Source organism: Ruegeria hyattellae (assembly GCF_041537925.1).
GTDB lineage: Bacteria > Pseudomonadota > Alphaproteobacteria > Rhodobacterales > Rhodobacteraceae > Ruegeria_C.
In genome coordinates, this window is the sequence record NZ_JBGOSH010000002.1 from 148,453 (window position 1) to 168,299 (window position 19,847).

The window sequence follows — 19,847 nt, forward strand, 5'->3', positions numbered from 1 at the left end:
CCTGTTCCAGCCGAGAGTGCCCATCGATTGCCCGGGCACGGAATTAGCATTTGCCACCGCGCCGATTGCCCGCTTTGTTATGCTCAAAGGCACGGGTCAGGCGGAGGCGACAGTGAAACGGGTTCTGGGATTTTTGGCACTTTGCGTGCTCTGCGCCTGCGGGCAGCCGAAGTCGGTCGAACGGGCAGAGCCGCTTAGGATCGCCACACGGGCAGGGGGGTTGATGCGGTTCGCCGATCATGACCCGCATGACTGGTCGGGCCGCGCGCCTTGGCGCTATGGTGTGCACGGAATCGATGTGTCGCGCTGGCAGGACGGGATTGATTGGCAGAGTGTGAAAGCCTCGGGCATTTCTTTTGTCTTCATCAAGGCAACCGAGGGCGGCGATCTGGTCGATCCGTCCTTTGAGGATCACCGGCTTGGTGCGCGCAGGGTAGGGGTGCCCTACGGCGCCTACCACTATTTCTACTTCTGCCGACCTGCTGCCGAGCAGGCCCGATGGTTCATCAAGAACGTACCACGCGACGGCCGCGCCCTACCGCATGTGCTGGATATGGAATGGAACCCGCATTCGCCCACCTGCCGCAAACGACCCGAGGGGCGTGTGGTGCGGGCCGAGGCCAAGCGATTTCTCGACATTCTTGAACGCCACTACGGCCGTCGGCCCATCGTCTACACCACGGTTGATTTCTATCGCGACACCGGGATCGGTAATCTGCGGGGCACCGAGTTCTGGCTGCGCTCGGTCGCAGGCCACCCGAGCGAGATCTATCCCGGCGCGGACTGGACGATCTGGCAATATACCGGCACTGGCAAGGTGCCGGGCGTGCCCGGACCGGTGGACATCAACGCCTTTCGCGGTTCGCCCGAGGATTGGGCCCGTTGGGCAAATTAGACCTGCATCGTGGCCGCGACCGCTCGTTTCCAACGGGTGTAGCGTGTATCGCGCGTGCCTTCCTCCATCGACGGGCTGAACCGGCGTTCGATGGACCAGTTGCTGGCAAACTCCGCCTGACCGGGCATGACGCCCGCACGGCTGCCGGCAAGCCAGGCGGCACCTAGTGCGGTGGTTTCCAGAACCTGCGGACGGTCTACCTCGGCGTTGATGATGTCGGATAGGAACTGCATGGCAAAGTCTGAGGCGGACATGCCGCCATCCACCCGCAGCACGTTTTGACCCGCAGGGCCGGACCAGTCGGCCATCATCGCTTCAAGCAGATCGCGGGTCTGGAAGCCAACGCTTTCAAGCGCGGCGCGCGACATCTCCGCCGGACCGCTATTGCGGGTCAGCCCATAGGTCGCGCCCCGGCATTCGGCGTTCCAATAAGGCGCGCCCAACCCGGTGAAGGCTGGCACGATGATGACATCCTGATGCGGGTCTGCTTTGCGGGCAAGCACCTGCGTTTCCGGGGCTGATCCGATCACACCCAGCCCGTCGCGCAGCCATTGCACCACTGCGCCTGCGATAAAGATCGAACCCTCCAGCGCATAGGTCGGGGTGCCGTCCAACTGATAGGCAATGGTCGACAGCAGCCGGTTGGACGAGAAAACCGGCGTGGTCCCGGTATTGAGCAGGGCAAAACACCCCGTCCCATAGGTGGATTTCAGCATGCCCGGCTCGAAGCAGGCTTGCCCGATCGTTGCCGCCTGCTGATCGCCCGCAACCCCCAGGATCGGGATCGCGCGCCCACCCAGCAGATCCGGTTTGGTCTCGCCAAATTCGGCAGCGCAATCCAGCACCTCGGGCAGCATGCTGCGCGGGATATCCAACAGCGACAGCATGTCGTCATCCCAGTCGCCGGTCCTAATGTTGTAGAGCATCGTGCGCGCGGCATTGGTGGCGTCGGTCACATGCCGCTTTCCGCCGGTCATGCGCCAGATCAGGTAGGTGTCGATGGTGCCGAACAGCAGATTTCCCGCCTCGGCCTGCGCCCGCGCGCCTGCGACATTTTCCAGGATCCAGCGCAATTTGGTCCCCGAGAAATAGGGATCGAGCAGCAGCCCGGTCCGGGCAGTCACATCCGCCTCATGCCCCGCCGCGCGAAGGCTTTCGCAATAGGCGGCGGTACGACGATCTTGCCAGACGATGGCGTTATATATGGCGCGACCGGTGGTCTTGTCCCAGACCACAGTGGTTTCGCGCTGGTTGGTTATACCGATGGCCGCAATCTGTGCGGCGGACGCGCCCGCGTCGTCTACGGCCTGCCGACACATGGCGACTGTGGTGGTCCAGATTTCTTCGGGGTCATGTTCGACCCATCCAGATTCTGGAAAATGCTGATGAAACTCCCGCTGGGCGGTATTGTGGATGCTGAACGCCTGATCGAACAGGATCACCCGAGTCGATGTGGTGCCTTGGTCAATCGCCAGAACCAGAGCCGTATCCGCCATTTGTTCCTACCTTCCGAGATGCGCCACGCAGGGCCGCTAGCGGCATCGGGCCGCCGTATGGCCAGGGATATTCAGTCCAGATGCATCTAGCAAGTTTTAGACCGCAAGCGAAGAAAAAACGCGCGAAAACGAAGGCAAACGATGGCGTCGATTTTTTTGGATGGCCGCAGCAATAGATGAGTGGCTCGCGAAGTGGCGAATAAGAATTGCCGTCATTTGACCGCGATCGAAAATGCAGAGCTGTCCAACTTGTGTCGTTTAATTTAGTTGCCGAGAAAATGATTATTTTCTACCAAATAGAAGTGTCGCGATTTTGAGAATTGATACTTTTTTGGTCAGTTTCTGAATTGGTGGACCGCACAGTTCAAAATGTGCGGATTGGTGACAAAGAACTTTACCCCTTCAAGTTCGATTACCTGCCGAATCATTGGGACGCAGAATCTGAGGCGTGTCGCATTCTGATTGGCGGGAAATATTGAATTTTGGGGTCAAATGTTCACGTTTTTTGCTTAATCTTTGTTCAAATGGGGAGATTGTGTCCTCCTTGCATCACTATCGGTGAAAAAGCCTCGGATTGACAATGAGAGGGCCGAGGCTGGCTTCGCCGAATGCCGCCACTCCAAAGTATTGAATTGACACAAGATTGCCGATCGTATGTTATCACAAAAAATTCATTGGACAGATATTTGTCGGAATAGCGATGCGATTCGCAAGAATCTAAGTGCTGACAGGAATGAAACAATGCCGTATTTTGAGAATACCGGTTATGGCGCGTGTGAGTGGCGAGCTTATGATACACCGGTATCGCAGGGGGGGGTCCCCAAGTTATTTTTTCGGGCGGATACAGTGTACCGTCCCATAGCGGTTTTTTTGTATCGGGCCTCCCCTTTGCACCTCATTAAAATTTGTGGCGAAACATCCTTTTTCGAGTTGGTTCGCTTTGCGCTTGCGCCGTCATTGTTTCCGCATTGCGTTCCGCAGGGCCGCGCCAATCGCGCCATTCTGATCGGGTTGCGCCTTGTCCTTGCGCTGGCCATGTTTTCGCGCTGCCTGCCCTTGTGGTTTGCTGGCCTCTGGTTCGGTGGGTTTGCCGCCGCCATCCCTGCGCATGCTAAGGCCGATCCGCTTTCGCGGCACATCGACTTCGACCACTCGCACACGGACGACCTGACCGGCCTTGGCCACCTCATGGGGGTCCTTGACGAACCGATCCGCCATTTGGCTGACGTGCACCAGTCCGTCCTGATGCACACCAACATCCACGAAGGCCCCAAAGGCCGCCACATTGGTCACGGTGCCCTCAAGCATCATGCCGGGTTTGAGATCGGTGATCTGCTCGACCCCATCTGTGAAGGTGGCAGTGACGAAGTTAGGGCGGGGGTCGCGGCCGGGTTTTTCCAGCTCGCTCAGAATGTCGCGCACGGTGGGCAGGCCAAAGCTGTCATCGACGAACTCCTCGGCGGGCACCCCGCGCAGCGCGGTGTCGTCGCCCATGATCTGGCGCAGATCGCGGCCACAGAACTGCACGATGCGCCGCGCCACGCCATAGGCCTCGGGGTGGACCGAGGACGCGTCCAGCGGTTCCTTGCCGTCACGGATGCGCAGAAAGCCCGCGCATTGTTCGAAGGCGCGGGGACCAAGTCGCGCGACCTTCAGCAAGTCCTTGCGTGACTCGAAGGTCCCATGCGCGTCGCGATGGGCCACAACCGCTTCGGCCAGACCGGGGCCAAGCCCCGAGACATGAGCCAGCAACGGGGCGGATGCCATGTTCAGGTCGACGCCCACCGCGTTCACCACGTCCTCGATCACCGCCTCCAGCGCGCGGCTCAGGCGGGTCTGGTCGACATCGTGCTGGTATTGACCGACCCCGATGGATTTCGGCTCGATCTTGACCAATTCGGCCAGCGGGTCCTGTAAGCGCCGCGCAATCGAGACCGCGCCGCGCAAGCTGACATCCAGATCGGGAAACTCGCGCGCCGCCAGTTCGGAGGCGGAATAGACCGAGGCCCCGGCCTCGGACACTACCACTTTGGTAGGTTTCGCGGCTCCCGGCGGCAGCAGCTTGAGCGTATCGCCCACCAGCCGCTCTGTCTCGCGGCTGGCGGTGCCATTGCCGATTGCGATTAGCTCGATCCCATGCGTTGTGATCAGCTTCAGCAGCGCGGCCTCGGCACCGCGCAGGTCGTTCTTGGGTTGGAACGGATAGAGCGTATCGGTTGCCACCAACTTGCCGGTGGCGTCCACCACCGCCGCCTTGACCCCGGTACGGATGCCGGGATCAAGCCCCAGCGTCGGTTTGGCCCCGGCAGGCGCGGCAAAGAGCAGGTCCTTGAGGTTGCGGGCAAACACCGCGATGGCCTCGTCCTGTGCGCGGGCGCGCAGATCGCCCATCAGCTCGACCATCATCGACAGGCTCAGCTTGACCCGCCAGGTCCACCCCGCGATCTTGCGCAGCCAGACATCACCCGGCCCGTCGCCGTGCGTGTGTAGATGTGCGGCGACGATGGCCTCGGCCCGGGCCGCGCCTGCCTCGGGTTCCGGCCCAATATCCAGCGTCACGACCCCCTCTTTCGAGGCGCGCAGCATCGCCAGCGCCCGGTGTGACGGTGCAATGGCCCATTTTTCGGAATGGTCGAAATAGTCGCGAAACTTGGCACCTGCCTGTTCCTGACCTTCGACCAGTTTCGAGGTTATCAGGGCCTCGCGATGCAGGAACCGGCGCAGATCGCCCAGCAGATCGGCATTCTCTGTCAATCCCTCGGCCAGAATGTCGCGCGCACCGTTCAGCGCATCTTTGGTGGCTGGCACCGCGTCGGACAGATATCCGGCTGCCAGCGCCTCGGGATCCGCCATGCGATCCGCAAGGATGGCCCGCGCCAGCGGTTCCAGCCCGTTTTCGCGCGCGATCATCGCCTTGGTGCGGCGTTTGGGTTTGTAGGGCAGATAGATGTCTTCCAACCGCGCCTTGGTTTCGGCTCCGGCGATGGATTTTGCCAGCTCGTCGGTCAGCTTGCCCTGATCGCGGATCGAGCCAAGGATCGTGTCTCGCCGCGCATCCAGTTCACGCAAGTAGGACAGCCGTTCTGCCAGAACCCGCAGCTGGGTGTCGTCCAGCCCGCCGGTGGCCTCTTTGCGGTAGCGCGCTACGAAAGGCACGGTCGCGCCTTCGTCCAGCAATTTGACGGCGGCCTGCACCTGTTCCGGGCGGGCATTGATTTCCGAGGCGATAATGCGGCTGGGTTGGTCCAAGACTGTCTCCTTCGGCGCGGGGCGAGTGACCTTCTTAGACCTGCGCGCGGGCAAGGCCAAGGGGCCGGTCCGATCCCACTGCACATAATCTGCACACGCGCTGCTACGGATCTGCACGCGGCATGAGGCAAGGCTGTACTCGGCAGGACAAGAAACCGGAGATAGAAGAATGGGACAGATGATATTACGCGGCGTGCCCGCCGTGTTGACGCAGGATATGTGGTGGTTCGATGGCGATGGTCGCGACGAGGGCGCGCGCGTAGACGGGCAGTCAGGGCGCGGGGTGCCGCGTGCAATGCTGGTGCTGCTTGCCCTTGTTGGCTGTGCCGACTTTCTGTTCTTGGATCACGCGCCCGGCCTTTCGCTGCCAGTTTTCGCTTTGCTGGTCGCGGTGGCAATCCGGGCCCTGCTCGGGCGCAAGCAGGGTTTGACGGGACCTGCTTTGTTGTTGGGGCTGAGTGTGCTGCCGGTTATCGAGCATGTGCAGGCCCTGTCGGTTGCGTTTCTTCTGGGTGGATCGTCGGTTGCACTGTGCTGGGCGGCTCTTGGGTCGTGTAAGGGCATGGGCGCTGCGCTGCGTCGCTTTGCCTGGCTGATCCCGGTTCTGGGGGTCCGGCAGGCAGGGCAGGGAGTGCGCCTATTGCGGGCCCAGGCTGGGCATGGTTGGATGGGTCGGCTCTGGCAGGGCTGGGCCTTTCCTGTGGCCGGGTTGCTGATCTTCGGAACGCTGATCCTGTCGGCCAATCCGGTGCTGTCCGAGGGCCTGAACCGCGCGCTTCGGTTGGACCTTCGGGTTGAAAGGTTGATGTTCTGGCTAGGCATGGCGCTGCTGCTGTGGCCCGTGCTGGCGGTTGCGCTGGATGCCGGTCTGCTGCAGCCGCGCGGCATCAGAACCCGTGTGCCACTGAGTTGGGGGCTTGGGATCAACGCGCATTCAGTGTCCAATTCTCTGGTCACGTTCAATCTGGTGATGCTTGTCCAGACCGGGCTTGACGCGGCCTTTCTGTGGGCCGGCGCGGCGCTTCCCGATGGCATGAATTATGCGACCTATGCCCATCGCGGGGCCTATCCGCTGGTTCTGACTGCGCTGCTGGCGGGTGCCTTTGCCCTCGCCGCGCGTCCCTATCTGGCGGAGCGACCGGTACTGAAACGGCTGGTCTATCTGTGGCTGGCGCAGAACGTTCTGCTGGTGGTCTCGTCTCTGTTGCGATTGTCGCTTTATGTCGAGGCTTACGGGCTGACCTATTTGCGCGTCCATGCGGTGATTTGGATGGGGCTGGTGGCCTCGGGGCTTTGCCTGACTGGCTGGCAGATTTTCGCGCGACGGAGTAATCTCTGGCTGATGACCCGCTGCGCCGGTTTGGGGTTGGGCACCCTCTATGTCTGTTGCTTCGTGAACTTTGCGGCTTTGATCGCTGAAAGCAACCTGCGGCATTTCGGGCTGCGTGACCCGTATTACCTTTGCCATCTCGGGCCGATGTCGGCGCAGCCGCTGATGGCGTCACGATGGGAGTTGCCATGTGATGTCGAAACTCCGACCATCAACAATTGGCGTGAATGGGGCTTTCGCGCGGATCGGGTGATCCGTAGTCTGCCGCAGAACCCGGAACCGGAGGGTTGGCATGAAAATACTCGTGGTCGATGATGATCCGCGCCTGCGCGAGCTGGTGGCGGTCACGTTGCAGCGAGCAGAGTTCCAGGTGATCACAGCGCGGGATGGCCAGATGGCGCTGACCTATGCCGCCCGCGAGGCGCCGGATCTAATCGTACTGGATGTCGGTCTGCCGGAGCTTGACGGGCTGGAGGTCTGCCACCGGATTCGGGCAAGGTCGCAGGTACCGATCCTGTTCCTGACCGCCCGCGATGACGAGATCGATCGGGTGCTGGGGTTCGAACTGGGCGGTGACGACTATGTCACTAAACCGTTCAGCCCGCGCGAACTGGTCGCCCGGATCAATGCGATCCTGAAACGGGCCGGGCGCGGGGCCGGTGCCGATCTGCTGCGCCATGGCCCGCTGGAACTGGACATGTCCGCGCATGCCTGCTGCTGGTCGGGGGTGCCGCTTGACCTGACCGCAACTGAAATGACGATCCTGCGCCACCTGATGGAGAACCCCGGCAAGGTCCTGTCCCGCCGGGATCTCCTTGGCGAGGTCTATGGCGCAGGGGCGCAGAATTCTGACCGGACGCTGGACAGCCATCTGCGAAACCTGCGCCGCAAACTGGCGGAAAAGGGCGGCGAAGCAGCGATTGAAACTGTTCACGGTGTGGGCCTGCGGATGGCGCAATGGCCCGGATAAGGCACAAATGGCGTCCCGGTCTGGCGCTGGTGCTGGGCGGAGGGCTGGCGGGAACGCTGTTGCTGTCGCTGCTGGGGCTGGTGCTGTTGCGCTACCTCGGGCCTGAGATCGGGTTTCGCAAGGCCGCGGTGCTGCTGGCGCTGGCCATCGGGCTCGCCACGGGAGTTCTGGGCTATCTGCAATATCGCCTGCTGCTGCGCCCGATCACTGCGCTGGCCGATCACGCATCGGCGGTCCAGAGTGGAGAGGCTGGGGAGTCGCCTTCGCGGCTCGGCACGCGCGAGGCCACCCGACTGGGAGAGGCGGTTTTGGGCATGGCCGAGACGCTGCAGCGGCGCGAGGCCTCGGTCCGTGGGTTTGCAGAACACGTAACACATGAGCTGAAAACACCGGTGACCGCGATCCGCGCCGCGGGTGAACTGCTGTCGGACAGCCCCAAGCTCGAAGCAGATGACAAGGCGCTGGCCGAGCAGATTCTCGGGGCGACCGACCAGATGCAATCACATCTGGAGGCGCTGCGCCGCGTGACAGCTGCGCGCGTCCCCGAACATCACGGCACGGTGCGCCTCGACGATTTGGCTGAAGACCTACGGGCGGAATGCCCCGACCTGCGGGTCGAGGTTGAAGGTGCCGACCAGTCTTTGCCGCTCGCCGCGTCCGGGTTGCAGATCGTGCTGCACCATCTGCTCGGCAATGCAAAGCGACATGGCGCAAGCCGCGTGACCTTGCGCGCCGCATCCGGGCATCTGACGGTTCAAGATGACGGTCCGGGCATATCAGAGGGCAACCGGGACCGCATATTCGCACCCTTCTTCACGACGGCAAGGGAGCAGGGCGGCACCGGCATGGGCCTGACCATCGTGGCCAACCTGCTGGGCGCGCACGGGGCCGGGATAGAGCTTGTCCAGACCCGCGAGGGTGCCCGTTTCGAAGTACATTTTCCAAAGACCTGAACGCCAATCCTGCCTCGCTCAGGGGTAGGTCGCGTCAAAATGCCCGCCAAAGCCCGATTGCGCCGAGCGCCTGAGTGATCTATGGGGAGCCTGTCACATCAGAGTCGCCCGGACCGGTCCTGCGGGATCGCTTCTCATGCTGCTGCATGCGCGCAGCGCGCACTCTTGGATCGCACGCCCCTAAACGGCAAAAAAAGGTAAGAGAATATGGCTGAAAAATCGAACCCCGACATATTGTATACCATCGTAGACGAAGCGCCTGAACTGGCTTCGGCCTCGTTTCTGCCCATCATCCGCAAGTTTGCCGCAGCGGCGGAGATAAGCGTCGGGACCAAGGATATCTCGCTGTCAGGCCGGATCATCGCGACCTTCCCGGAGAACCTGAGCGAGGCGCAGCGTCAGTCGGACGATCTGGCCGAGCTGGGCGAGTTAGTCAAAACACCTGCAGCCAATGTCATCAAGCTGCCGAATATCTCGGCTTCGGTGCCGCAGCTGGTGGCCGCCATCGAAGAGCTGCAGGGTCAGGGATACGACATTCCAAATTACCCGGAAGAGCCTGCGAACGATGCGGAAAAAGCGATCCGAGCGCGCTATGATGCGATCAAGGGCTCGGCCGTGAACCCGGTCCTGCGCGAAGGCAATTCCGACCGCCGCGCCGCCCGCGCGGTCAAGAACTTTGCCCAGAAAAACCCGCATTCGATGGGGACATGGGCGTCGGACAGCAAGACACATGTGTCGTCGATGTCGGGCAATGATTTCTATTCCAACGAGAAATCGGCCACCATCACCGCCGCGCAAGCCGGGACCGCGAAGATCGAGTTTGTCGGCAAGGACGGCGCGGTCACCGTGCTGAAAGACGCATGGCCGCTGGAAGAGGGCACCGTTACGGACGCAACCTTCATGTCCGCCAAGGCATTGTCGGTCTTCCTGGCGGAACAGATCGAGGCGGCCAAGCAAGACGGCATCATGTTCTCGCTGCATATGAAAGCCACGATGATGAAGGTCTCGGACCCGATCATCTTTGGTCACGCGGTGCGTGCCTGGCTGGCCCCGGTCTTTGATAAATATGCTGCCGATCTGGACACGGCGGGGGTGAACCCGAACTCCGGCATGGGCGACGTATTGGCCCGCATTGCAGAGTTGCCGAATGCCACTGCAATTCAGGCCGAAGTCGACGCCCTGACCTCAGATCGCCCCGCCATGTACATGGTCGATAGCGACAAGGGCATCACCAACCTGCACGTGCCCTCGGATGTGATCATCGACGCCTCCATGCCTGCCTTGATCCGCGCCGGTGGCAAGGGCTGGGACGCAGCCGGAGCCAAGGGTGACGTGAACTGCGTTATCCCCGATAACTGCTATGCGCCGGTCTATGATGAGAGCGTCAAGTTCTTCAAAGCCAATGGCGCGCTGGACCCCTCCGCTGCCGGAGCCGTGGCTAATGTCGGTCTGATGGCGCAAAAGGCCGAGGAATACGGCTCGCACCCAACCACTTTTCAGGCCCCCGCCGATGGTACGATCCGCATCGTGCTTGCCAATGGCGAGATCCTGCACGCGCATGAGGTCGAGGCGGGCGACATCTGGCGCTCCTGCACTGTCAAGCAAGCGCCGATCGAGAACTGGATTCAATTGGCGATGGACCGTCAACGCCTGACCGGCTCCGAGGCGATCTTCTGGCTGGATGCGCACCGCGCCCATGACACGCAGTTGATCGCACACGTGAAGCCCGCGCTGGAAGCGGCTGGTGTTGCGGACAAATTTCAGATTATGGCCCCGCGCGAAGCGACCCGGAAATCGCTCGAGACCATCACGGCAGGCAAGGACAGCATCGCCATCACCGGCAACGTGCTGCGCGACTATCTGACCGATCTGTTCCCAATCCTGGAATTGGGCACTTCGGCCAAGATGCTGTCGATCGTCAAACTTATGCAGGGCGGTGGGTTGTTCGAGACAGGCGCGGGCGGCTCGGCCCCAAAACACGTGCAGCAACTGGTCGAGGAAAGCCATCTACGCTGGGATTCCATGGGCGAGTTCTGTGCCCTGGGCGAGTCGTTGAACTTTCTCGCCGATGCGCAGGGCAACGCTAAGGCGGGCGTGCTGGGCGCGGCGGCCGAGGTGGCGACGCAGGGCATTCTGGATGACAACCGCTCGCCCAGCCGCAAGGTCGGCGAGCCCGACAATCGCGACAGCCACTACTGGTTCGCCCGCTACTGGGCCGAGGCGCTGGCGGCGCAAACTGACGACGCCGCCCTCGCCGCTGAGTTCGCGCCGATTGCAGTGGAACTCGCCGGGAAAGAGGCCGCGATCCTTTCGGAACTGGCTGCCGCACAGGGTCCGGCGGCGGATCTTGGGGGGTATTACAAAACCGACCCGGCCAAGACCGCAGCGGTAATGCGTCCAAGCGCCACGCTGAACGCGATCATCGGCTGAGGTTGAGCCGCAAAAACATGACTGTGCCCGCAGCTTGCGGGCACAGGGGTTTGATTGACGGGACCTGATCTTAGGCCTTCGTCCCCACCAGCCGCTCGCGAAGGACCCGCGTTGCCGCATCAAATGCGGCGGGATCGCCGCTGATGCGGGCGGCGATCTGCGCCCCTTCTACCAGCGCATAGGCGGCGGCGGCCTCACGGGCTGGGTGGGTAATACCGGTGACCGATCCTTCGGTCTGCGCACCCGCGAAAGTCTTTTCCAGCCAGCTGCGAACTTCTTGCCGGAATTGCGAGATTTCGCGTTGGGTGCCATCGGACAGCCCGTCCTGGCTGACCGCGTAGGCGACGCAAAGGCATAGTGCCGTGCCGTCCTGCAGCGCATCGCGATATAAATCGAGGAAGGCGGCCAGTTGCCGGTCCGCCCCCGAAAGATCCTGGGTATAGTCTTCGAATGCGGTCATGACCCGTTTGCCATAGCGTGCCATGATCGCGGTGAGCAGGTCGGCTTTGGCCGGGAAATGATAATGGATGCTGGCTTTGCGGATGCCCACCAGCCGGCTCAGGTCGGAATAGCTGAACCCGTCCGCGCCCTTGTGCCGGACCTGCCGCTCGGCCGCATCCATCAATTGTGTCCTGGTATCACTCGTCGCCATTCTGCACGCTCTTCCGCTAGCCGCTCTGCGCAGTGATACGCTGTCACGCGGCCATCTGCCAGATGCGGTTGCGGAATGGCATGCCACGGGCCACGGCCCGTGGGGCAGTGGTCAGACCGCCGGGGGTTTGGCATAGGGCAGGTGGCCGGTCTTGATCCAGACCTTGGCCCCGCCGGGGCCTGCAACCGCCGCCAGCCTCTGACCCTCGGGCAGGCGCAGCCATGCGCCCTGACGCAGCGCGTCGCCACCTTCGGTGAGGGTGCCGTCGATCACCAACAGCTCGATGCCGCCTGCGCCCTCGCTGGTCAGGGCCGCGCCCGCATCGACAACGTGATAGGTCACCTTTTCACGGGCATCGCGGTGCAACTCGGCCGTGGCAACGCCGTCTCTGGGGTTGCCCAGTTCTGCGTTCATTTCCTTGCGGAACTGGGTGCGGTCACCCATGTCGAACTGCCAAAGCTTGACGAAGATGGTGCAGCCCTGATCCGAGCCGGGGGTGTGGCTGGTGGTGGGCGGGTTTCGCACATATGTGCCCGCCGGGAAATCGCCGTGTTCGTCCTGAAACACTCCGTCGAGCACGATGAATTCCTCTCCGCCCGTATGGGTATGGGCCGAGAATTTGCTGCCCGGCGCATAGCGGACGATGGTTGTGGCGCGGGCCACTTCACCGCCGATCCGGTCCAGCATGCGCCGGTCGACGCCGGGCATCGGAGAGGCCTGCCACGGCTCTTGTGCAGAGTGCACCACCACCCGTTGCGAGAAATCCGAGTTCAGTTCCATGTGCTTGCCTCCTTTTCAGACGGGTCGGTCACGCGGCGATGCTGGGGCGCGACGAGACCCGATCACGCCAGTCCCTGAGGTTGCCAAGCTCGGCGGGAATGTCGAGTTTAGCGAAATCGGCAAAGGCCAGCCCCGCAAAGGCGGTGATATCGGCCATCGAGAACCTGTCCCCCGCAAGATAGTCATTCTCGCTGAGAACACTATCGAGATAATGCATCGTCGCCACTGCGGTGCCCTTGCGGCGATTGCCCCAGTCGGCATTCTGATCAGTCTCCAGATCGGGTCCGAGGCCGGGCGTGGCATGGTGAAAATAATCGCCCACCGCGTCCAGCAACCCGGCTTCGGCGCGCCGGTTCATCATGTGGATGACGGCACGGTCCTTTGCCGTCTCGCCACACAGCGTCGCGCCGTCGAAGGCCGCGTCTATATATTCGGTGATGGCAGTGCAGTGCGACAGGCAGGTGCCGTCCGCAAGCTCCAGCATCGGGACGGCGGTGTCGGGGTTTTTGTGCCGGAACGCCTCGGATCGATGTTCGCCGCCCAGCACATCGACGGGGATGAATTCGACCTTGTCGGTTGCGCCTTTCTCGGCCAACGCAATGCGGACACGGGCTGGGTTGGGAAAGCCTTCGACATCGTAAATCTTCATGGGGTGCTCCTGTTTTTTAGCAACACCCTATTAGTAGGTAGATAAATTTGAAATGTAAATCCCTTTACCAACACGGTTCTGTGAGGTTTCTGTCTTTGCTCTTTAATTCAGGGCGTTGGGCGCTTTTGTAGGATCAGTCGCCCCGGACCGGGCGGTGCTATCGGGCGGCGAGGGCTGCCTTGCAAACGGAGAATCGCATGTCCACGACCGCAGTACATTCACCCGCATTGGGCAAGTTCCCCTCGCTCAGCATCGCCACGCTGGGGGCCATGTTCATTGCAGGGTTTTTTGCCACCATCGCCTTTGACTTCTGGGGTCAGATGATCAGCCCTGCGCTTGGCTTCGCCAACCTGTCGCCACATGGGCTGGCGCGCAGCCTGCTAAGCACGCTTGGCTTACCCAGCGGCGATTTTGCCGGGTATTTCGTGCATTTCTACCTTGTTGGCCTGATCGGCTATCCCGTCGGTTGGCTGTTCATCTTTGCGCCGATCTGGACGAGGGTCATGGGGCAGAGGGGCTGGTTGCTTCCCTCAGCAATCTATGGCTTTGGTCTTTGGATATTTGCCATCGGCGGCATCACCGCGATTGCCGGCCTGCCGTTTTTTTTGGGCTTCACCGGCATCGCTTGGGTCGCGCTGGTGGGCCATGTCCTCTATGGCATCGTCCTGGTCGCGGTGCTGCGCCTGATCGTCCGGCCTTGATTCGGGCGTCATTACTGACACGGCGCGCTGCGTCAGCGCGCCCTCGGTCAGGCTGTAGAGAAACCCGGCCTCGAGCATGGTCGGGACATCAAAAAGCGCCATCTGAACTTACCGGATCACGCCCGCTTCTTGTGTCGCGAAAAATTTCAAATTTAAAAGCAGAAAGAGCACAATACGATCAGAAGACCTGCTGTGGCTGAAGGGCAATGAAGTCATTGGGCATGGAAACCGGCAATAGTTTTTGCCCACCCCCCCGGATACACTGCTTAAAATATCGCAAGCACATACCATGGATATACAGGGAAACGCGTTGAGTGACAGTTGGCTCGACCAGTGATTTCGCCGAATTACGGCCTTCAAGGGACTTAACCGGGGTTTTTCCGAATCCTTCGAATTGATGGCCCGCCACCAAAACGACGATGTCGTTCTATCCGTTTGCAAAATGCGCGGGGTCGTGCAGGCGGATACAGTTCTTGCGCTTCTGTATGAGCGTATATCGGACCCCGTTGGCTGGCTGTCTCTCAGCGTGAAAGACCTCGTAGACTGCGGGCAAAACAACCACCGGCATGTGGGTGCCCTGCACAGGCAATTTGACATGCTGGAGGAAGAACATACCGTCATCAGCAGTTAGAAACCCGGAAACATGATCTGTTAGACCTGACCCAATAGAACCGACCGCTGGGTCTGGATCGACGGTATCGGGTTTAAACAGACAATTCCTCCGCGCCGCTGGTTTCACCGCCTGAATAATGCGCATTGCGGCAACCGCGACACTTTCAACCCGTCGAGTGGCTTGCGCTGCGCCGCAAAGCTTTCATTATGAGCCTAAATTCAGGCGAAACGGGCTTCCGCGATTCGTGTCACGGTAGCACCGACTGATCTAGCTCAGGAGGCCGCAAGTGGTTCGCGATCTGATCAAATATTCCCGTGTTCTGGAGATCGTTGGCGATACGCTCAAGGTGCATGTGCCTGAAAACACTGCAGCAGGCGCGGTCGTGCGATTCAACGATCTAGCCGTGGTTGAGGGAGTCGATGGTGTGCGATCCCTGGCGCAGGTGATCAATATCGACCGCGAAGAAGTGACGCTGCAGGTGTTTTCCGGCACCAAGGGCATCTCGACCGGGGCCAGCGCGACCTTTCTGGGCCACCCGATGCAGACGCCTTATTCGGCCAACATCCTGGGCCGCGTCTTTGACGGGGCAGGGGACCCGATCGATGGCGGCCCGGATCTGTCGAGCGAGCCGCGCTACAATATCGGTGGCCCGTCGGTGAACCCGGCCGAACGGATCGTGCCGAAACACATGATCCGCACCGATGTGCCGATGATCGACGTGTTCAACTGCCTGGTGGAAAGCCAGAAAATCCCGATCTTCTCGGTCTCGGGCGAGCCCTATAATCCGTTTCTGGCCCGGATCGGCATTCAGGCCGATGCCGATATCGTGGTGTTCGGCGGTATGGGGCTGATCTTTGACGACTACTATACTTTCAGGCAAAGCTTCGAGGATGCTGGCGTGTTCTCGCGCACGGTAATGTTCGTCAATCAGGCCTCGGACCCGCTGGTCGAACGCCTGCTGGTGCCCGACATGGCACTGGCGGTGGCCGAGAAATTTGCGGTCGAGGAAGGCAAGCGTGTGTTGGTTCTGCTGACCGACATGACGGCCTATGCAGACGCGATGAAAGAGGTTGGCATCAGCCAGGAGCGTGTGCCTTCGAACCGCGGCTATATGGGTGACCTCTATAGCGAGCTGGCGCGACGATACGAGAAAGCTTGCGACTACGCCAAGGGTGGCTCGGTCACCATTCTGGCGGTCACGACGATGCCTGGCAATGACGTGACCCACCCGGTGCCGGACAATACCGGCTACATAACCGAAGGGCAGTTCTATCTGCATTCCGGCGTGATCGACCCGTTTGGCAGCCTCTCGCGGCTCAAACAGAACGTGATCGGAAAGGTCACCCGCGAGGATCACAGCCAGATCATGAACACCATGATCCGCTTCTATTCCGAGGCGCGCGATGCGGCGCAGAAGCAGGCCATGGCGTTTGAACTGTCCGACTATGACCAGCAGGTGCTGAAATTCGGCGATCTCTTCCGCACCCGTTTCATGGACATCAATGTCTCGATCCCGCTGGAAGAAGCGCTGGACCTCTGCTGGCAGACACTGGCAGAGTGTTTTCGCCCCGGGCAGCTTTTGATGAAGCAGAACCTGATCGACACCTATTTCCCCAAGGATGCAGATGGCGCGGTTGCAGCTGAATAAATCTTCGCTCGCGCATCAGAATGCGCAGCTGAAAACCTACGAAAAGTTCCTGCCCTCGCTGGACCTGAAGCGGCAGCAATTGATGGGTGAACGTGCAAAGGCGGTGGCGCAGGTAGCCGAGATGGCGCGCAGGGTCGAGGAACTGGTCCAGCAGGTGGGCCGCGATGTGCCGATGCTGGGCAACAGCGATATCGACCTGAAAGGTCTTGTTCGGCTGACGCAATATGAGCTGGGCGAAGAAAACGTGGTGGGAACCAAACTGCCGGTTCTTGACCGGATCGAGGTCGAGATCCGTCCCTATTCGCCGATGGTGCTGCCGCATTGGGTCGATAACGTGACTACGCTGCTGCATGACATGCTTGTGGCGCGGTTGCGGGTGCAAGTCGCCCGTCAGCGGGTTGAGGTGCTGTCGCGTGCGGTTGATGTCATCACTCAGCGCGTGAACCTTTTTGACAAGGTGCTGATTCCCAATGCCCGCGCCAATATCAAGAAGATTCGCATCTATCTGAATGACGAGGAAATGGCCTCGGTCGTGCGTTCCAAGATCGCCAAGCGCAAGAGAGCCAAAGCATGAGTATCGCGCGGCTCAAAAAGCTCTCGGTCATCGGGTGTGCGGCGGATAAGGACGCGACCCTGGCACGGCTGCAAGAGTTGGGCGCGATGCATATCCTGGCGCTCTCGCCGCCCGAAACGCATGTCGAGAAGAAGGTCAGCCGCGAGGCCGAGGATGCCTATAAGGCGTTACGTTTCCTGGCGGTCGTGCCGGGCCAGCGGCGGCAGGTGCGTATTGCCCCCGATTTCGATGTTGAATACTTCGTGGCGGAGGCGCTGATCCTCAAGGACAAGCTGCGTACAGCGCAGGACCGGCGTGATTTTCTGGTCGACCGGATCGCCACAATACAGCCCTGGGGCGATTTCACCTTCCCTCCGACCGAGGCACTGGCCGAGCTGCGTCTGTGGTTCTACGAACTGCCGCTGAAAAACCGCGACAGCCTGCAAGCGGTTGATCTGCCCTGGCAGATTGTAGGCCGCGATCATCGGGTGCTCTATGTGGCTGTGGTCAGCGCGGATGAGCCGCGTTCGGACCTGCTACCGGTGCCGCGCACCCATCTGGGGGCTAAGCCCATCACGGTTTTGCAGGACGAGTTGGAAGATGCGGAGATTGAGATCGAAACCCTGCTGGGCGAGCGCATGGCGCTGACCCGCTTCCTGACCCTGCTGCGGTCGAGTCTGTCCAAAGCCGAAACCGCCGCCGAGCTTGCTTTCGCTGAGACCCAGACCTTTGACGATCCGGATCTCTTTGCCATTCAAGGCTGGGTGCCAGAAGACCGGATCGCCGCGCTGCAGGAAATCTGCGCCGACGAGGGGTTAGCGGTGTTGATCAGCGCGCCGCAACCGGGCGAGGTGCCACCGACCCTGATCGAGCAACCCGATGCCGAGGCGGCAGGTGTCGATCTGGCGCTGTTCTATCAGGTGCCGAATTATTACGCTTGGGACCCCAGTCGCGTGCTGATCGCCTCCTTTTCGGTCTTCTTTGCGATGATCATTGCGGATGCTGGGTACGGGTTCCTGATCCTGCTGGGCGTATTGGCTTTCTGGCGCCGTTTGGGTGCTACGGCACACACCCGCGCCTGGCGCACTATGCTGCTGATCCTTGCAGGCGCCACCGTTGCCTACGGCGTGATCGTCGGCAGCTATTTCGGGGTCGGTCCGCCCGAGGGCGGGATCCTCGCCCGGCTCAAGCTGATGGATATCAACGATTTCACCACGATGATGCGGCTGTCGATCATCGTCGGCGTAGCCCATGTGGGTTTCGCCAATCTGATGGCCTTCCTGCATAAATCCAACCGCAGCCGCTATGCCAATCTGGGTTGGATCTGCGTTGTGCTGGGTGGGCTTGCCGTTTGGCTCAGCGGTCAAACCGGGCCGGTCTATCAGGGCGGTCTGGGGTCAATGACGCTTGGGCTGTTCGTCATTCTGCTCTTCTCGAGCGACCGCCCGGTGAAATCCGGCATCGACTGGCTCTGGCGGCTGATTGGCGGGGTGCAGAGTCTTGCGGGGCTTATGGGTCTGTTTGGGGATGTGCTGTCATACATGCGGCTCTTTGCTCTGGGGCTTGCCTCGGCCTCGCTGGCGGTCACCTTCAACGGGCTGGCGGCCAAAGGGTTCGAGTCCGCCTCGGGTCTGGGCCTGCTGGGTGGATTGCTGATCCTGCTCATCGGGCATGGTCTGAATTTCACTCTCGCGATCATGAGCGGCGTGGTCCACGGGCTGCGGCTCAACTTCATCGAGTTTTACAAATGGGGTCTGCCCGAGGAAGGCACAGTCTTCCGCGCGTTTTCCCGCAAGGAGGTACAGGAATGACCGATTTTGTCATCGCAATGGGCTGGGTGGGCATCTTTGCCCCGATGGCGCTTGGGACAATCGCCAGCGCGATCGGCTGTTCGATCGCAGGCCAGGCCAGCATTGGCGCGATGCTGGAAACCGAAAGCGGCTATGGAAGGTTCGTGGGAATCTCGGCCTTTCCGTCGACATTTGCGATCTACGGGATTGTGATCATGTTCACCCTGAACCGCGCCGTCACTGCCGAAAACGCCGGGGGTCTGTTTGGGGTCGGTGTGCTGTCGGGGCTGGCGCTGATGTATTGCGGCATGTGGCAGGGCCGTGCCTGTGCGGCGGCGATCAATGCCTCGAAAGAAAAGCCCGAGATCTTCGGCCTGTCGCTGGCGCCTGCGGCGATCATCGAGGGCTTCGGCGTCTTCGCCTTTGTCTTTGCTCTGGTGATCAGTGCGGGGATCGCGTGATGGCTGCGGAACAGGACACCGCGCAGGGCATCGACGCGCTGATTGACCGGCTTCGTAGCGAGGGCGTGCAGGCCGGATCCGACGAGGGCGCGCGCCTGACGCAGGAGGCGCAGGCCAAGGCCGCGCAGATTGTTGAGACGGCACAGGCCGACGCCGCCAAGCTGCTGAGCGACGCCCGCGATGCCTCCGACCGCTATACCAAGGCTGGCGAAGAGGCGCTGAATACCGCCATGCGCGATGCGGTGCTGACGATGAAATCCACGCTGATGGCACAGTTCCAGCAGGATGTGCAGCGGATGGTGTCGGAAACCATGACCGACCCCGAAATGCTGAAACAGATGGTGCTGGAACTGGTGGCGCGCGCCCGAACTGAGACCGGCATCGGCGCGGATGCGCAGGTGATCCTGCCCGCCGAGGTGGTCGGTCCCGACGCGATCCGCGCCAATGCCGATGACATCCAGTCAGGTCAGCTCACCAAATTCGTCCTTGGCCTGACGCAGGAAATGCTGAAAGACGGCGTGAAGCTGTTTGCGTCCAGCGATCTGCATGCGGGGATTTGGGCGCAGGCGGGCGAGGACGGCATCAAGCTTGATTTGTCGGACGAGGCAATTGCCGATGTTCTGATGCAGCATCTGCAGCCGCGATTCCGCGCCGTTCTGGAAGGTGTGATCCGCTAA

The 19,847-nt window shown here is 61.2% G+C and carries 16 protein-coding genes; 11 read left to right on the forward strand and 5 right to left on the reverse strand.

Features of this window, described 5'->3' with window-relative positions; all coding sequences use genetic code 11:
* The first annotated feature begins 79 nt into the window (after window positions 1-79).
* Window positions 80-895 carry a glycoside hydrolase family 25 protein gene (locus tag AB1E33_RS04655; protein ID WP_372576615.1) on the forward strand — a complete coding sequence of 272 codons (816 nt, stop codon included), beginning with the start codon at window positions 80-82 and terminating at the stop codon, window positions 893-895.
* On the opposite strand, the gene glpK is transcribed toward AB1E33_RS04655, so the two are convergent.
* Complete coding sequence (gene glpK, locus AB1E33_RS04660; RefSeq protein WP_372576098.1) at window positions 892-2,391, reverse strand: glycerol kinase GlpK; 1,500 nt, start codon at window positions 2,389-2,391, stop codon at window positions 892-894. The genes AB1E33_RS04655 and glpK overlap by 4 nt on opposite strands.
* Before the next feature lie 954 nt (window positions 2,392-3,345).
* Window positions 3,346-5,640 carry a Tex family protein gene (locus tag AB1E33_RS04665; protein WP_372576099.1) on the reverse strand — a complete coding sequence of 765 codons (2,295 nt, stop codon included), beginning with the start codon at window positions 5,638-5,640 and terminating at the stop codon, window positions 3,346-3,348.
* Window positions 5,641-5,809: 169 nt separating this feature from the next.
* Here AB1E33_RS04665 and AB1E33_RS04670 point away from each other — a divergent pair, with 169 nt between their 5' ends.
* The 4 genes from AB1E33_RS04670 to AB1E33_RS04685 all read left to right on the forward strand — a co-directional run bounded on the left by AB1E33_RS04670 (window position 5,810) and on the right by AB1E33_RS04685 (window position 11,323).
* Window positions 5,810-7,285 (forward strand): DUF4153 domain-containing protein, encoded by a 1,476-nt coding sequence (locus tag AB1E33_RS04670; RefSeq protein WP_372576100.1) that lies wholly within the window; start codon window positions 5,810-5,812, stop codon window positions 7,283-7,285.
* A complete protein-coding gene (locus tag AB1E33_RS04675; RefSeq protein WP_372576101.1) occupies window positions 7,263-7,940 on the forward strand; it encodes a response regulator transcription factor in 678 nt (225 codons plus the stop codon). Before AB1E33_RS04670 ends, AB1E33_RS04675 begins: the two co-directional genes overlap by 23 nt.
* Entirely contained in the window at window positions 7,928-8,893 is a 966-nt protein-coding gene (locus AB1E33_RS04680; protein WP_372576102.1) for a sensor histidine kinase, read from the forward strand. The genes AB1E33_RS04675 and AB1E33_RS04680 overlap by 13 nt, the downstream gene beginning before the upstream one ends.
* Window positions 8,894-9,100: 207 nt before the next feature.
* Complete coding sequence (locus AB1E33_RS04685; protein ID WP_372576103.1) at window positions 9,101-11,323, forward strand: NADP-dependent isocitrate dehydrogenase; 2,223 nt, start codon at window positions 9,101-9,103, stop codon at window positions 11,321-11,323.
* A 70-nt stretch (window positions 11,324-11,393) separates the two neighbouring features.
* Here AB1E33_RS04685 and AB1E33_RS04690 read toward each other — a convergent pair whose 3' ends face one another.
* The 3 genes from AB1E33_RS04690 to AB1E33_RS04700 form a co-directional block, all read right to left on the reverse strand.
* Window positions 11,394-11,975, reverse strand: a complete 582-nt coding sequence (locus AB1E33_RS04690; protein WP_372576104.1) for a TetR/AcrR family transcriptional regulator — start codon at window positions 11,973-11,975, stop codon at window positions 11,394-11,396.
* A 111-nt stretch (window positions 11,976-12,086) separates the two neighbouring features.
* The gene (locus tag AB1E33_RS04695; RefSeq protein ID WP_372576105.1) at window positions 12,087-12,755 is read right to left on the reverse strand and encodes a cupin domain-containing protein; all 669 of its coding nucleotides are present in this window, start codon (window positions 12,753-12,755) and stop codon (window positions 12,087-12,089) included.
* Between the two features lie 28 nt (window positions 12,756-12,783).
* Window positions 12,784-13,404 (reverse strand): glutathione S-transferase, encoded by a 621-nt coding sequence (locus AB1E33_RS04700; protein WP_372576106.1) that lies wholly within the window; start codon window positions 13,402-13,404, stop codon window positions 12,784-12,786.
* A 197-nt stretch (window positions 13,405-13,601) separates the two neighbouring features.
* Between AB1E33_RS04700 and AB1E33_RS04705 the strand changes: the two genes are divergently transcribed.
* The 6 genes from AB1E33_RS04705 (at window position 13,602) to AB1E33_RS04730 (ending at window position 19,847) form a co-directional block, all read left to right on the forward strand.
* Complete coding sequence (locus AB1E33_RS04705) at window positions 13,602-14,105, forward strand: hypothetical protein (RefSeq protein ID WP_372576107.1); 504 nt, start codon at window positions 13,602-13,604, stop codon at window positions 14,103-14,105.
* 899 nt (window positions 14,106-15,004) lie between these two features.
* Window positions 15,005-16,366, forward strand: coding sequence for a V-type ATP synthase subunit B (locus AB1E33_RS04710; protein WP_372576108.1), 1,362 nt, complete (start codon window positions 15,005-15,007; stop codon window positions 16,364-16,366).
* The gene (locus AB1E33_RS04715; protein WP_372576109.1) at window positions 16,353-16,940 is read left to right on the forward strand and encodes a V-type ATP synthase subunit D; all 588 of its coding nucleotides are present in this window, start codon (window positions 16,353-16,355) and stop codon (window positions 16,938-16,940) included. Before AB1E33_RS04710 ends, AB1E33_RS04715 begins: the two co-directional genes overlap by 14 nt.
* Window positions 16,937-18,730 carry a V-type ATP synthase subunit I gene (locus AB1E33_RS04720; RefSeq protein WP_372576110.1) on the forward strand — a complete coding sequence of 598 codons (1,794 nt, stop codon included), beginning with the start codon at window positions 16,937-16,939 and terminating at the stop codon, window positions 18,728-18,730. Before AB1E33_RS04715 ends, AB1E33_RS04720 begins: the two co-directional genes overlap by 4 nt.
* The gene (locus AB1E33_RS04725) at window positions 18,727-19,170 is read left to right on the forward strand and encodes an ATP synthase subunit C (RefSeq protein WP_249712905.1); all 444 of its coding nucleotides are present in this window, start codon (window positions 18,727-18,729) and stop codon (window positions 19,168-19,170) included. Before AB1E33_RS04720 ends, AB1E33_RS04725 begins: the two co-directional genes overlap by 4 nt.
* Window positions 19,170-19,847: a hypothetical protein gene (locus AB1E33_RS04730; protein WP_372576111.1), complete on the forward strand. Its 678-nt coding sequence runs from the start codon at window positions 19,170-19,172 to the stop codon at window positions 19,845-19,847. Before AB1E33_RS04725 ends, AB1E33_RS04730 begins: the two co-directional genes overlap by 1 nt.